Origin of the sequence: Corynebacterium sp. CNJ-954, from assembly GCF_001942345.1 — a bacterium.
In the GTDB taxonomy this organism is placed as follows: Bacteria; Actinomycetota; Actinomycetes; order Mycobacteriales; family Mycobacteriaceae; genus Corynebacterium.
Genome location: NZ_MKKI01000044.1, coordinates 182,675 through 196,171, shown reverse-complemented (window position 1 = coordinate 196,171; position 13,497 = coordinate 182,675). Strand labels below are relative to the sequence as shown.

Sequence of the window (13,497 nt, the reverse complement as noted above, 5' to 3'; positions counted from 1 at the left end):
CGTGTCTGACACGGACCATCCCTTCGCTAGTTCGAACTAGAGCAGGTTCAACGGGTGTGTTCTCAGCGCGTGTCTTCGCGCACCCCGTGTCTCGTGCGGTCCAGCCTACCGTGTGTGACTGTGCAGAAAAGCCTGACCCCGGGCACACCCGTGGTCAGGGGTGTGCCCGGGGTCTCCGGGGAAGCGGCGTCGTGACTAGTCGGACACGGCGCGGGTGTCGCGACCGTCGCCGAACTTCAGGTTGTCCCGGACCTCGATGGACCGGATGTCCTGCTCGTCCTCGAGGGTCCGCAGCTTGCGCAGGGCGTTACGGGCATGCAGCTGCTGGCGGGTGGCCACCAGGTGCCACCGGTTGGCCGACAGGGTGTTCAGGCCCCAGCTGTAGGCGGCGACGAAACGGTTGCGGAATCCGACCATGAACATCAGGTGCACGGCGAGCCACATGAACCAGCCGATCGGCCCGGAGATCTCGGCCTTGTCGAGCTTGACCACCGCATTGAAGCGGGACACGATCGCCATGGTCCCCTTGTCGAAGTACTTGAAGTCGGGGCGTTCGGTGCGGCCCTCCTCGACTTCGGCGCGGATGACCGAGGCGGCGTGCTCACCACCCTGGATGGCGACCTGGGCCAGGCCCGGGAGCCTGTCCAGGCTCATCATGTCGCCGATGACGAAGATCTCCTTGTGGTCACCCACGGAGAGATCCTTGTTCACCGGGACGCGGCCGGCGCGGTCAGCCTCGACACCGTCGATCTGGTCGGCGATGTGCTTACCCAACGGGCTCGCCGCGACGCCGGCGGACCAGATCTTGCAGTACGCGGCGACGGTGGTCTCTTCGTCGGTCTTCATGTTCTTCCAGGTGACACCGTCGCGGTCGACGTTGGTCACCAGTGAGTCGGTGACGACCTCCACGCCGAGCTTCTCGAGCGTCTTCTGTGCCTTGCGGCCGAGCTTCTTGCCGAAGGGGGGCAGGACCTGGGGGCCACCGTCGACCAGCAGGATACGGGTCTGCTCGGTGTCGGTGCGTCGGAATTCGTTGCGCAGGGTGCGGTGGGCCATCTCGGCCAGCTGGCCGGCGAGCTCCACGCCGGTGGGGCCGGCGCCGACGATGACGAAAGTAAGCTGACGGGCCTTCTCGGCGGGGTCGTCGGTGATCTCGGCGCGCTCGAAGGCGCCGGTGATGCGGGCGCGGAGTTCGAGGGCGTCGTCGATGCTCTTCATGCCCGGGGCGAACTCGGCGAAGTGGTCGTTACCGAAGTAGGACTGCCCGGCGCCGGCGGCGACGATGAGGGAGTCGTACTGCAGGACGACGTCCTTACCACCCAGGTCAGCGGTGATGATCTTGTCGTCGACATCGACGTCGCGTACCTCGGCCTTGATGACCCGGGCGTTGTTCTGCTTCCGCAGGATCTGGCGGATCGTCGGGGCGATCTCTCCGGAGGACAGCACACCGGTGGCCACCTGGTACAGCAACGGCTGGAAGAGGTGGTGGTTCGTGCGGTCGATGATGGTCACGTCAACGTCGGCGCCAGCGAACTTCTTGGCGGCGAACAGCCCGCCGAAGCCTGCGCCGATGATGACGACATGGTGACGGCCCGAGGGCCGGAAGGGGGTGGCGGTTGTCATATCAGCGATACTCCTCGTTCTGCGGTGACTGGGAGGGCGCTCGTCTGTGTTGGCGCCGGTGGTCACCACGTGTTCTCTCTGCGTTGTGTCTTTAGCACTGCTGCGTGTTCTACAGGGGGTCGGTGGACGCCGGTGTAGTGTCGTCAGCCGACGGACCTCCCGGTCGCGTCGGACCTGAGTGCCCATACTAGTGCCTGTCGTCGATCTCCTCATCACGCGGGCAGGATGCGGTCAGCTCTCGCCGAGCCCGTTTCTGTTTCGGGTGCAACCGGGGGTGAACGGTAGTTTTTGTCGAGAACGCATGTTACCAGCGAGGACGGAGGCAGATGTGGCACCACCTGTCGACGACGGCCGTCGCCGTCGCGACCCGCGGGACGCTCGGGAGACCTACGTCGACCCCGAGCGCTGGCCGGGGGTGGCGCGTCTGCCTGAGGCGTCGTTTCTCGGTCGGCGGGCGGTTAACCTGCAGCAACGTCTGGAGGACCTCACCCAGGAGCACGGGGTCGCCCTGACGCCGGGGGCGACTCCCCGGTTCGTGGTGGATGACGGACTGGTCCTCGACCGTGTCGTCGACTCGGGGTGGCTCGGCCTCGCTGAAGGGTACATGGCGGGGGAGTGGACCGCCGAGCCTCTGCCGGACGTCCTGGGGGTGCTGTTGACCCAGCCGTTGGAGGGCGGGTTCGGTCGGACGCTGTCCCGGCGGCGACGGCGGGTGTCCGGACATGTGCGTGCCGGTGATCTCCCCGACAGCCTGGTGGACATCTACGCCGGGCGCTACCGTGCCACCGGGTCCGCACTCTTCGCCTCCGGGACGCGGACATCCGAGGTGGAGAACCCGGATCAGGACGGTCATCATCCCGCGGTGACGGTCCGCTACTTCGATGCCCCGACGGACCCGGAACTCGTCGACCGGGCCGACCTGGACTCGGCGCAACGCCACCGCATCAACGCCATGCTCGACGAGGCACAGGTCGGCCCGGGCCACCGGGTCCTGGAGCTGCCGTCCTCCGGTGGTGCACTCCCGGTCATGGCGGCCCAACGGGGAGCGCACGTGGACGTGTTGACCTCGGACGTCGAGCATGCGGAACGGGTCAGGGCCTATGCACACGACGCCGGCGTGGGTGGTGCCGTGCGTGTGCAGACGATCCGCGGGCCAGTCCCCTCACCCCGGCAGTGGTCGGGTACTTATGACGCGATCTTCAGCGTGGAACGCATGGAGACCCTCGGCGACGACGGCACCATCCACTTCCTCCGGGCCGTCGAGCGCATGCTGGCGTCCGACGGGATCGCGGTGATCCAGTCGGTGGTGCGTGTGCCGGACTCCGGCCTGCCGGACGAGACCGTCGGTGAGAGTCTCGACGTGATGCGGGCCTACGTGTGGCCCGCCGTGGAGTATCCCACCGACGAGCACGTGCTGTCGCGAGCGAACCGGGCGGGTCTCCGTCTCACGGCACGCAACCGGATGGGCTCCCACTATGCGACCACGCTGGCACTGTGGCGCTCGGCGTTCAACTCCCGGGAGCGTGCCGCCGCTGCGGCGGGCTTCGACGCCGTCTACCGACGGCTGTGGAACTACCAGTTCGCACTGCACGAGGCACTCGCCCGTGCCGGAGCACTGGACTGTGAGCAGTTCGTGTTCCGTCGGTTCTGAGCGCTACACGGTGTAGAGGTCGGTGTCCCTGGTCTCCGGCATCAGACGGATGGCCACCAGGCTGATCAGCACGACGACGGCGAGGTAGACGCCGACTGCCCAGGGACCGTAGGCGGTGGCCAGCGCCACGGCGATGAACGGGGCGACGGCCGCGCCGAGGATGGAGGCGACGTTGTAGGAGATGCCTGAGCCGGTGTAGCGCACATTCGTCGGGAACATCTCGGGGAGGACGGCGGACATGGAGCCGAAGATCAGACCCATCAGGAGCATGCCGATGCCCAGGAAGATCCCGGCCTTGACCTCGCCGGAGGTCGCCGGGTCGAGGAACGCCTGGAACGCACAGCAGTAGACCAGGATCAGGACGGAGACCACGGTGAGGTAGCGGCGACGTCCCACGGTGTCGGACAGGTACCCGGCCAGGGGAACGCCGATGACGAAGAACAGCACGGTGATCAGCTGGATGACGAGGAAGTGGTTGTAGGGGATCCCCAGACCTTCACCCGCGTCGCGGTCACCGATACCGAAGGAGAGGAACCAGGTCGTCACCAGGTAGAACAGGGTGTATGTCGAGACCATCACGAAAGTACCGAGCAGGACCGGGCGCCAGGCGGTGCGGAAGACCTCGAGGGTAGGGACCTTGACGTCCTCGCCCTTGTCCAGGGTGTCCTGGAAAACGGGGGTTTCCTCGAGCTTGAAGCGCACGTAGAGTCCGATGATCACCATCACCGAGGACAGCAGGAACGGCACCCGCCATCCCCAGGTCATGAACGCGCCGCCAGGCTCGCCGTGGGTGTGGTCCAGCCCCAGGACCAGGATGAGGAACAGGCCGTTGGCCAGGATGAAACCGAAAGGGGCACCGAGCTGGGGCCACATCGCGGCACGGGCCCGCTTGCCTTCCTCGGCGTTTTCGGTGGCCAGGAGCGCCGCTCCGGACCATTCCCCGCCGAGCCCGAGTCCCTGGCAGAAGCGCATCAACGCGAGAAGCGCCGGCGCCCACAGGCCGATCTGCTCGTAGGTGGGGAGCAGTCCGATGATGAAGGTGGCGATACCCATGGTCAGCAGGGCGCCGATCAGCGTGGCTTTGCGTCCGATCCGGTCGCCGAAGTGCCCGAAGAGGACTGAGCCGACCGGGCGGGCGACGAAAGCCAGGCCGAACGTGGCGAGGGAGGCGAGAAGACCGACGGTGGAGTTCTCGTTCTCCGGGAAGAAGAGGTGCGGGAAGACGATGATCGCGGCCGTGGCGTAGGCGTAGAAGTCGTAGAACTCGATCGTCGTACCGATGGTCGACGCGAAGATCACCCGGCTCTTCTTGTTGCCGGTTGTCCGCGCGGTCGTGGCCTTCGGCGGTGGGCCGGAATGATCGGTGAGGGATGTGGTCATGGCGTGGCTGCGATTCTCTCTTCGGAAACGTGAATGTGTCTACAGGACGATGAGGGAAACTACCCTTCCCACACAGCGAACGCAACTGTCCGTTGAGTGGGATACCGGCCTTTCGTGCCCCGGACCGTCTGGGACACCTAGACTCCTTTTGTATGGGAGAGAACCGAGGAAGTACAGACAGCACCGTGATCATCGTCGGGGCCGGCCTCGCCGGACTCGTCGCCGCCTATGAGGCTGAGAAGGCAGGACGGGAGGTGCTCGTTCTTGACCAGGAGAACCGTGCCAATCTCGGAGGCCAGGCCTACTGGTCGCTTGGCGGGCTCTTCTATGTCGGCAGCCCGGAGCAGAAGTTCATGGGGATCCACGACTCCGAGGATCTGGCCTGGCGCGACTGGCGGAACTCCGCAGACTACGACGAGTCCGACAACGACCGCTGGCCGCGTGAGTGGGGCCGGGCGTACGTCCACTTCGCGGCGACCGAGAAACGCGACTACCTGCGCTCCCTCGGGCTCAACGTCCTGCCTACGGTGGGGTGGGCGGAACGGGGCAGTGGGAACGCTTCGGGGCACGGGAACTCGGTCCCCCGGTTCCATCTCACCTGGGGTACCGGGCCGGAGGTGGTCCGTGTGTTCCGGGAGCCACTGCTCGACGCGGAGCGGCGGGGCACGGTCCGCTTCGCGTTCCGTCACCGGGTCGATGAACTGCTCGTCGAGGACGGTGCGGTGGTCGGTGTACGCGGCAGTATCCTGGCACCCTGCGACGATCTGGGACGGGGCGTCGCCTCACCGCGCGATGTGGTGGACACCTTCGAGTACCGGGGTGCGGCGGTGGCGGTCACGTCCGGAGGCATCGGCGGCAACCTCGACCTGGTGCGTCGTTCGTGGCCGACCGAGCGGTGGGGGGAGTGCCCGGCCGACATGGTGGCAGGCGTGCCGGCGCACGTCGACGGACGGATGATCGGTATCTCGACCGACGCCGGTGCGACGACGGTCAACACCGACCGGATGTGGCACTACACCGAGGGAATGGCCAACTGGGATCCGATCTGGCCCGGTCACGGTATCCGTATCATTCCCGGCCCCAGCACCCTGTGGTTCGATGCGGCGGGACAACGACTGCCCACCAACATCTTCCCGGGCTCCGACAACCTCGCCTCACTGGAGCACATCGGACGCACCGGACACGGCTACAGCTGGTTCGTCCTCGACCAGACCATCGCCGACAAGGAGTTCATCTTCTCCGGATCCGAGCAGAATCCTGATCTCACCGACAAGTCCCTACGCAAGCTGCTCGGCAAGGTCGGGCCAGGAACGCACGTCGCGGTACGCAACTTCATGGAGCACGGAGAGGACTGGGTCATCGCCGACGACCTGGAGTCACTCGTGGAGGGGATGAATGACCTGACGGACGCCTCCGCGCCGGTGATCGACGCAGCGGAACTCCGCGGACAGATCGAGGACCGCGACAGCCAGCTCGACAACAAATTCTCCAAGGACGCCCAGGTCAACTACCTGGGGGCGGCACGTAAGTTCCTCGGCGACAAGATCGTGCGGGCCGCGAAACCGCACAAGATCCTCGACCCGGCGCACGGCCCGCTGGTCGCTGTGCGACTGCGGATCGTGACACGTAAGACCCTCGGAGGGATCGAGACCGACCTGTCAGGCAGGTGTCTGCGGTCGGACGGCACGGTCCTCCCGGGACTGTACGCCGCCGGCGAGGTAGCCGGTTTCGGTGGCGGCGGCATGCACGGGAAGAACGCCCTGGAGGGCACATTCCTCGGTGGCTGCATCCACAGCGGTAAGCGTGTCGGCGAAGCGCTGGGCCGAGCCGACGCAGGACGCCAGGCGGAAGCTACGACGCGGTAGCTTCGAAGCAGCTAGGACGCCTCGCCGCCGGTGGGGGTCCCGGTGGGTGTGATGACCGGGAAATCCGACCAGGGGAAGTCGATCCACTGGTCGGTCTTCTTCCACACGTAGTCCGGCTTGATGATCGAACGGGACTTCTCGTAGATCACCGCGGTGCGCGCCTCGGCGACGGTCTCGGCGCAGTACTCCTGGACCAGCTCCAGGGTCTTGCCGGAGTCGGCGACGTCGTCGGCGATCAGGACCTTCATGCCGGACAGGTCGACAGCCTCAGGGGTCGGGGGCAGCATCACCGGCTGGTCCAGGGTCTCGCCCACACCGGTGTAGAACTCCACGTTGATCACCGAGACGTTCTTGATGCCCATCGCGTAGCCCAGGGCCCCACCGATGAGAAGCCCGCCACGGGCGATGGAGAGGATCAGGTCGGGCTTGTAGTCGTCCACGACCGTCTGCGCCAGCTCCTTGATGGCGGTGCCGAAGAGGTCGTAGGTGAGAATCTCGCGTTCAGTGCTCGTGGGGCTCATAGCTCCTCATCGTATCGTGTGCGGCATGCGGACCGGACAGGCTAGTCCCGGTTACGTTCCGGGGTCGCCGGATCGCCGTCCGCGTCCTCGTCGCCGATGTCATCGGCACGCCTGTCCGGTGTCCACCCGTCGGCCCATTCTCCGGAGCCGTAGTCGTAGCCGACGTCGTTGCCGTCCTCGTCGGTGCGGCGGTACCAGTCAGTGACCCTGTCCGCAGTGGAGTCGAAGTGTGCTCCCGCACCCGCGCCGTCTTCGGTCCGTGCGACGGAGATCTCGAAGTCGTCTCCGTGCTCCTGCATGCCCTTGACCACGGCGTTCTGGATGGCGGAGCGTGCATAGTCGCGCCGGATGGCGGCAGGGTCGGTGGAGAGGTCCTTCACGAAAGCCACTGCGAGGACGATGAGCACCACAGAGAACGGGATGGCGATGAGGATCGTCAGGTTCTGCAGACCCGTCAGTGCGGTCTCCCCACCGGTGAGCAGCATGACCACGGCGATGCCCATCATGCACAGGCCCCAGAAGACGATGACGAGTTTCCGCGGGGAAGGGTTGCCCCGTTCGGACAGTGTGCCCATCACCAGGGACGCGGAGTCTGCCGAGGTGATGAAGAACACCGCCAGGACGAAGACGATGATGAAGGGGGTGATCGAGCTCAACGGCAGATTGTCGAACAGGGCGAACAGCACCTGCTCGGGCGAGGAGTCGCCGTCGACACCCTCTCGACCGTCCCGGAAGAAACTGATCGCGGTACCGCCGAAGATCGTGAAGGCGAGGATAAGGATGAACGTCGGCGCCAGGGTCGTCACCAGTGCGAATTCACGGATCGTCCGACCACGGGAGATCCTGGCGATGAACAAGCCGACGAACGGTGTCCATGCGATCCACCAGGCCCAGTAGAAGGCGGTCCACACCGACTGGAACTCCAGCGTGTCATCACCCCAGGACAGCGACCGGCTCATCATGTCGAGCATATTGTCGGCGTAGGCCATGATGCCCGAGGGCACCAGGTTCAGCAGGAACAGTGTCGGACCGAGGATGAACGTGAACAACACCAGACCGAGGGTCAGGCTGATGTTGAGGTTCGACAGGTACCGGATGCCGCGGGCGGCACCTGATACGGCGCTGAGGATGAAACAGAGGGTCAGCACGGCGATGATCATGATCAACACTGTGTTGGTGATGCGCGAGGCGCCCGAGACGATCTGGATGCCTTCGCTGATCTGCAGTGCGGAAAGCCCCAGGGTCGCGGCGGTGCCGAAGAGGGTGGCGATGATCGCCATCATGTCCACGAGCTTGCCCGCGATACCGGAGCTCTGTCGTTCCCCGAACAGGGAGCGGAACGCTGAGCTGAACAGGGAGACCCGCCCGCGGCGGTAGGAGCTGTAGGCCAGGGCCCCGCCGACCATGGCGTAGAGCCCCCAGATGGCCAGGCCCCAGTGGAAGTGGGCCTGCGCCAGGCCACGGTGCAGCGCTTCGGGGGTCTCCGGATCGGTGGTGTGCGGCGGCGGGTCCATGTAGTAGGTCAAGGGCTCGGAGGGACCGAAGAAGAAGATGCCCACCCCGAGGCCGGCACCGAACATCATGGCGATCCAGGCGAACCGTGAGAACTCCGGCTCCTCATCGTCGGTCCCCAGTTTGATCCGCCCGAACCGCGAGAACGCCAGGTAGAGCATGAGGACGACGGCGGAGACCATCACCACGTTGAGCAGCCAGCCGACGTTCTTGATTGCCCAGGCGAACATCGTCGACGACACGTTGGATACCGATGACGGGCTGGTCACACCCCAGGCGATGAAAGAGAGGATGAGCGCCGCGGTGATGAAGAAGACCACCTTGTCCAGCCCGAAGCGGTTACGCTGGTCGTCGACGCTGATGCCCGGGACGAGCCCCGGGTGCATGTCGTCCGGGTAACGCCCCGTCTCTGACGAAGGAGAAGGGGTGGGGGAGTCGACCACGGGCGTATACCCGTCGGGCGACGTGGGTTCCGGGGATTCCGGCACGGAGTCTTTCCGTTCTCCGACCGGGGTTGCTGGGCAGTGGTGCCGGACGGGGTAGGTGTCAGTTCGCCGGGTCATGTTACGTGACGTCCACCGGAAACGTGGAAGAGTCCGTTCAGCGAGTCCGCCGCACGATCGCCACGGAGAACAGGACCACGGCGATGCCGACCACCGACCCGATCACCGTCTCGGCGATACGGGCCCCCAGTAGCATCCCGACAGGTTGCGGATGAGCGAGGAAGACCATGAGCAGTGCCAGCGGCGTGATGAACACCAGCGCCAGGGAGTAGTTCCGCAGGACGAAAAGCTCAGCGAGGAACTGCATCACCACGACCCAGACGATGATCTGCCACGGTTGGCTGGGGAAGGACAGGAGGAAGGCTGCCACACCGACGCCCAGGACCGTGCCGATGATGCGGTGCAGCCCACGCTCCACCTGCTGGCGGTGCCGCGGCGCAGAGAGAGGGACGACGGCGGCAACCTGGGCCCAGTACGGCGAGGCGATGCCGGTGAATGATGCGACGGCCCCGCCGAGCAGTGCGGCGACACCGTAGCGGCTGAACTGCCGGGCTCTCTCAGCTCGGGGAAACGTCGGGGGTGAAGGGACGTGGGCCCCGGTGTTGGCTTCGCCGGTCCACCGCGACAGGTAGCTCAGCAGGATGCACCAGGACGCCGACGCCGCGGCGATGGCCAGGGCGACCCACGGTGCCGCGGTGACCGGCGCTGAGGCGACGGCGGTGGTGGCGAAAACGGTGAACACCGCGCCGGAGGGTTTCAGGTCGCGCACCATGATCACCGTCGCTGTCACCGCGGCGACGAGAGCCCCGACCACGACGGTGACGATGGCATGGGTCGCGTCAGCCCAGTTCAACGCCAGCTGGGCGATCAGCGCCCCGAGCCCCACGCACGCGGTGAGCATGGCACCGACGAGGACCTGCTGACGCACCCGGGTGCGGGGCGGGGTGTACCGGCCGTAGATCGAGGTGAATGCTCCGAATGAGGCGAACAACGACCATTCGATCCGGTCGGTGAGCAGCAGGACGACGACCGGTACCGCCAACGACAGCGCCACACGGACCGCCGGCACGAGATCCCTGTTGCCCGGTGCGACGGTGAGCATGCTCCGGGCGGTCGCCTTGACCGAGACACGTGACGGCCGTAGCGGGTGGTTCAAGCCCCCTGCCACACGGTGTCGAAGGGGGTGTTGGCGGTGACGCGGTGCTCGATGCCGCAGGTGACCAGGTCCTTGGACTTCTGGACGGCTTCGACGAGATCCGTCCCCTTGGCCAACTCGGCGGTCAGCGCGGCGGCGACGGTGCAGCCTGCACCGGAGACCCGTTGCTGCCCGATCTTCGGGGCGCTGAAGCGGGTGATCTTCTCGCCGTCCCACAGCACGTCGACGGCGTCGGCGCCGGGAAGCTCGACTCCGCCCTTGGCCAGGACGTAGGGGACATGCTCGCCAATGCGACGGGCGGCTTCTTCGAGATCCTCGACGGTCTCGATGCTCTCCATACCGGACAGCGTCTGGGACTCGAAGGCGTTCGGAGTTACCACGGTCGCCAGCGGCAGGATCTTCTCCCGCAGGGCGTTGTCGGTGTCCAGTGCCGCGCCGGGTTCCTGGCCCTTGCAGATCAGGACGGGGTCGACGACGAGGTTCTTCCAGCTGCGCTCGGCGAGTTTCTCGGCGACGATGTCGATGGTCTGCGGGGTTCCGAGCATCCCGACCTTCGCGGTGTTCATCGCCTCGGCCGGATGGGTGGCCAGAGCCGCCTCGAACTGCTCGGCGATGATGTCGGGATCCACCGGGTGGAAGCGGTGGCCCCAGTTGTTGTTCGGGTCGAAGGCGACGATGCAGCTCAGCGCACCGACACCGTAGACGCCCAGTTGCTGGAAAGTCTTCAGGTCGACCTGGATGCCGGCGCCGCCGGTGGCCTCGGAGCCGGCGATGACGAATGCGATGGGAGGTGTGTTCATGGAGCCCATGGTAAGGGACGGTTCCTCGTGCACGGCAGCATGGGTTTCGCAGCGCGAACAAACGTCGCACCCCATAAGATACTAATTTACACGGATGACCTGGTCGTATGTTTATACGCTGCTTAAGTAGTGCGATAACTGGCCGACCCGCGGTGACTGGGGCATCGTGACGGGTTCGGTTTCCGTCGGTTCCGCCCGTGGTGCTCCGACTGCTGTGATGGAAGCGCCACTGACGGCGTGGCCGTGCCGTCCTAGTCGACGAGTCGATCGTTTCCGGGAAGCTGCTCGAAGACCTGGCAAAAGGGGCCGAGCGAGGCCGACGCGGCTGGTCAGAGGGTGCCGTGCACGGCGGCGAACGGGTCCCAGGCGGGATCCCGATGAACCTCTAACTCGATATTGTCTGCGATCTCATCGGCTATAGATGCACCCGCCAGCACAGCAATCAGTGCGTGTGCCATGTCCAGGCCCGCTGCCACGCCGGAGGACGTCCAGACCGGTCTTCCGGACGCGTGATCGACGACCCATCGTGCCTGCGGAACCCAGTCGACCTGTTCTCTCTGGGACGTGACCCAGGCCCACGCTTTCTTGTTCGATGTCGCCCGCTGTCCATCCAGGACGCCAGCGGCGGCGAGCACGGCGGCGCCGGTGCACACCGAGGTGATCACCGAGGCGCGTCGGCAGATCGCGGCGATATCGCCGAGAAACCTGAGTCATGGATCAACGTGCGGTTACCCACGCCTCCGGGGACCATGACAACGTCGATGCCACCCTGCCTGTCCCGTAGATCGGTGAAGCTCACATCCGTCTGTACCTGCGCGCCCTGTACACTGCGGACCAGGCGCTTTGCGGAAACTCCTGCGAATTCCACCGTCCACCCCGGAACATGACCGAACAGTTCGACCGGGCCGAAGGCATCGAGGATCTCGAATCCCTCGTAGAGGATCACCGTCACCGTTATCCGCGGTGCGGTTTTGACCGGATTCACCATGTCGGGACCACCCCTTCTCCCGGTGTCACTCGCAGGTCGGTTTCGACGATAGCGAGATCGTTAATACTGGCCTCGCGTTGCCGCATCAGGCCGTGAGTGTTGAACTCCCACAGTTCATTCCCGTAGGACCGCCACCACTGACCGTCGCGGTCGTGCCACTCGTACTGGAATCGCACGGCGATCCTGTTACCGTCGAACGCCCAGAGATTCTTGCGGAGCCGGTAATCCAGCTCCCGGTTCCATTTCTCGGTGAGAAAGCGGATGACCGCACCACGGCCGACGATGTTTTCACTCCGGTTCCGCCAGTTGGTGTCAGGTGTGTAAGCCAGTGCCACACGCTCCGGATCGCGGGAATTCCATGCGTCTTCAGCGGCCTGCACCTTGGCGACTGCATTCTCTCGCGTGAAGGGAGGCAGCGGTGGCCTCACCAGGTCTTTTGTCTCGGATGTCATACGGTTCACGCTACGGTGTGGACTTCGACGCGGGTGAGTGGCATAAATGACCTGTGTCGAACAGTTCACGCCAGCAATCCCGTGCACATCGGGTGGTGATCCTCGCTTTTCCTGAGGTTGTCGCCTTCGATCTGTCGACCGCGGCGCAGGTTTTCGGGTTCCGCGGCGAGGACGAATACCAGGTCACGGTCAGTGGGGCCGTTCCTGGAGAGGTGTCGAGTTCCACCGGCTTCACCATCGGGGATGTTGCAGGTCCGGAGGAGATCTTGCACGCGGACACCGTGATCGTCCCGGGATTCAACAGTCACCTCGATATTGCTGATCCGGCGATGAAGCGAGTGCTCGACCTGCTGCGACGCGCTCCGGAGGGCGGGGTTCGGGTCGTGTCGATCTGCACCGGTGCATTTGCGCTTGCTGCTGCGGGTCTACTCGATGGCCGGTCTGCGACCACACACTGGTGTCGTACCGGGGAACTGCGGAGCAGCTACCCGGCGGTCACGGTCGATCCCGGAGTCCTGTACATCGACCACGGCGACATCGCCACCAGCGCCGGTGTTGCTGCCGGAATCGATCTTTGTCTGCACCTGGTGCGCTGTGACATGGGAGAGGACGTTGCTGCGCGTATCGCGCGGAGGATGGTGGTGGCACCGCACCGGACCGGCGGTCAGGCCCAGTTCATTGAGCATCCGACCCCGAAACCGGGTGTGGGTTTGGCACCGGTGGTCCAATGGATGACCGAGCATCTGGCTGAACCGTTGACTGTCGCCGACTGCGCCAGCGAGGCGGGGATGTCCTTGCGGCATTTCCAGCGACGGTTCACGGGCGAGTTCGGGGAGTCGCCCGCCGCGTGGCTCAACCGCCAACGCGTGACAGAGGCTCGACGGCTCCTTGAGGTCAGTGACCTCACCGTCGATGCCATCGCCCGACGAACCGGGCTCGGTTCGGCGACGAACATGCGTCGACACGTGTTTGCTCAGGTAGGAGTCACCCCCACGTCATACCGACGTAGTTTCCGCCGGGCGACGTGACACGACCGGCCCGGACCA

At 65.4% G+C, this 13,497-nt stretch carries 12 protein-coding genes and 1 riboswitch; of the genes, 3 read left to right on the top strand and 9 right to left on the bottom strand.

The features are described from left to right. Nucleotide 1 precedes the first annotated feature (1 nt). Nucleotides 2-97, bottom strand: a riboswitch (TPP riboswitch). A gap of 98 nt (nt 98-195) precedes the next feature. Next, on the bottom strand, nt 196-1,623 hold the full coding sequence (locus tag BJF89_RS16045) for an NAD(P)/FAD-dependent oxidoreductase (RefSeq protein ID WP_075816061.1): 1,428 nt from the start codon (nt 1,621-1,623) through the stop codon (nt 196-198). A gap of 328 nt (nt 1,624-1,951) precedes the next feature. Between BJF89_RS16045 and BJF89_RS16040 the strand changes: the two genes are divergently transcribed. Then, nucleotides 1,952-3,274 (top strand): class I SAM-dependent methyltransferase, encoded by a 1,323-nt coding sequence (locus BJF89_RS16040; RefSeq protein WP_075816060.1) that lies wholly within the window; start codon nt 1,952-1,954, stop codon nt 3,272-3,274. A gap of 3 nt (nt 3,275-3,277) precedes the next feature. Here the strand turns inward: BJF89_RS16040 and BJF89_RS16035 are convergent, their stop codons facing one another. Then, a complete protein-coding gene (locus BJF89_RS16035; protein ID WP_083650924.1) occupies nt 3,278-4,654 on the bottom strand; it encodes an MFS transporter in 1,377 nt (458 codons plus the stop codon). Nucleotides 4,655-4,806: 152 nt separating this feature from the next. Between BJF89_RS16035 and BJF89_RS16030 the strand changes: the two genes are divergently transcribed. Next, complete coding sequence (locus BJF89_RS16030; RefSeq protein WP_075816059.1) at nt 4,807-6,519, top strand: FAD-binding dehydrogenase; 1,713 nt, start codon at nt 4,807-4,809, stop codon at nt 6,517-6,519. A gap of 11 nt (nt 6,520-6,530) precedes the next feature. On the opposite strand, the gene BJF89_RS16025 is transcribed toward BJF89_RS16030, so the two are convergent. From BJF89_RS16025 to BJF89_RS16000, 7 genes are all read right to left on the bottom strand, one after another. Continuing rightward, nucleotides 6,531-7,040, bottom strand: coding sequence for a phosphoribosyltransferase (locus BJF89_RS16025; protein WP_075816058.1), 510 nt, complete (start codon nt 7,038-7,040; stop codon nt 6,531-6,533). Nucleotides 7,041-7,081: 41 nt separating this feature from the next. Beyond that, entirely contained in the window at nt 7,082-8,938 is a 1,857-nt protein-coding gene (locus BJF89_RS16020; protein ID WP_255372712.1) for a BCCT family transporter, read from the bottom strand. A gap of 214 nt (nt 8,939-9,152) precedes the next feature. Beyond that, on the bottom strand, nt 9,153-10,157 hold the full coding sequence (locus tag BJF89_RS16015) for an FUSC family protein (RefSeq protein WP_075816056.1): 1,005 nt from the start codon (nt 10,155-10,157) through the stop codon (nt 9,153-9,155). Between the two features lie 50 nt (nt 10,158-10,207). Continuing rightward, a complete protein-coding gene (locus BJF89_RS16010; protein ID WP_075816122.1) occupies nt 10,208-11,011 on the bottom strand; it encodes a hydroxymethylpyrimidine/phosphomethylpyrimidine kinase in 804 nt (267 codons plus the stop codon). A 329-nt stretch (nt 11,012-11,340) separates the two neighbouring features. Further along, nucleotides 11,341-11,676, bottom strand: a complete 336-nt coding sequence (locus tag BJF89_RS19770; RefSeq protein ID WP_255372707.1) for a DJ-1/PfpI family protein — start codon at nt 11,674-11,676, stop codon at nt 11,341-11,343. Beyond that, nucleotides 11,673-11,999, bottom strand: a complete 327-nt coding sequence (locus tag BJF89_RS19765) for a DJ-1/PfpI family protein (RefSeq protein WP_255372706.1) — start codon at nt 11,997-11,999, stop codon at nt 11,673-11,675. Before BJF89_RS19765 ends, BJF89_RS19770 begins: the two co-directional genes overlap by 4 nt. Continuing rightward, a complete protein-coding gene (locus BJF89_RS16000; RefSeq protein ID WP_075816055.1) occupies nt 11,993-12,451 on the bottom strand; it encodes a nuclear transport factor 2 family protein in 459 nt (152 codons plus the stop codon). Before BJF89_RS16000 ends, BJF89_RS19765 begins: the two co-directional genes overlap by 7 nt. A gap of 53 nt (nt 12,452-12,504) precedes the next feature. Here BJF89_RS16000 and BJF89_RS15995 point away from each other — a divergent pair, with 53 nt between their 5' ends. Continuing rightward, nucleotides 12,505-13,479, top strand: a complete 975-nt coding sequence (locus BJF89_RS15995) for a GlxA family transcriptional regulator (protein WP_075816054.1) — start codon at nt 12,505-12,507, stop codon at nt 13,477-13,479. Nucleotides 13,480-13,497 lie beyond the last annotated feature (18 nt).

What these genes read in the sequence shown, in the direction of transcription:
- BJF89_RS16020 (WP_255372712.1), bottom strand. Translation starts at nt 8,938, where the DNA reads ATGCACCCGGGGCTCGTCCCGGGCATCAGCGTCGACGACCAGCGTAAC.
- BJF89_RS16045 (WP_075816061.1), bottom strand. Translation starts at nt 1,623, where the DNA reads ATGACAACCGCCACCCCCTTCCGGCCCTCGGGCCGTCACCATGTCGTC.
- BJF89_RS19765 (WP_255372706.1), bottom strand. Translation starts at nt 11,999, where the DNA reads ATGGTGAATCCGGTCAAAACCGCACCGCGGATAACGGTGACGGTGATC.
- BJF89_RS16025 (WP_075816058.1), bottom strand. Translation starts at nt 7,040, where the DNA reads ATGAGCCCCACGAGCACTGAACGCGAGATTCTCACCTACGACCTCTTC.
- BJF89_RS16035 (WP_083650924.1), bottom strand. Translation starts at nt 4,654, where the DNA reads ATGACCACATCCCTCACCGATCATTCCGGCCCACCGCCGAAGGCCACG.
- BJF89_RS16000 (WP_075816055.1), bottom strand. Translation starts at nt 12,451, where the DNA reads ATGACATCCGAGACAAAAGACCTGGTGAGGCCACCGCTGCCTCCCTTC.
- BJF89_RS16030 (WP_075816059.1), top strand. Translation starts at nt 4,807, where the DNA reads ATGGGAGAGAACCGAGGAAGTACAGACAGCACCGTGATCATCGTCGGG.
- BJF89_RS16015 (WP_075816056.1), bottom strand. Translation starts at nt 10,157, where the DNA reads ATGCTCACCGTCGCACCGGGCAACAGGGATCTCGTGCCGGCGGTCCGT.
- BJF89_RS16010 (WP_075816122.1), bottom strand. Translation starts at nt 11,011, where the DNA reads ATGAACACACCTCCCATCGCATTCGTCATCGCCGGCTCCGAGGCCACC.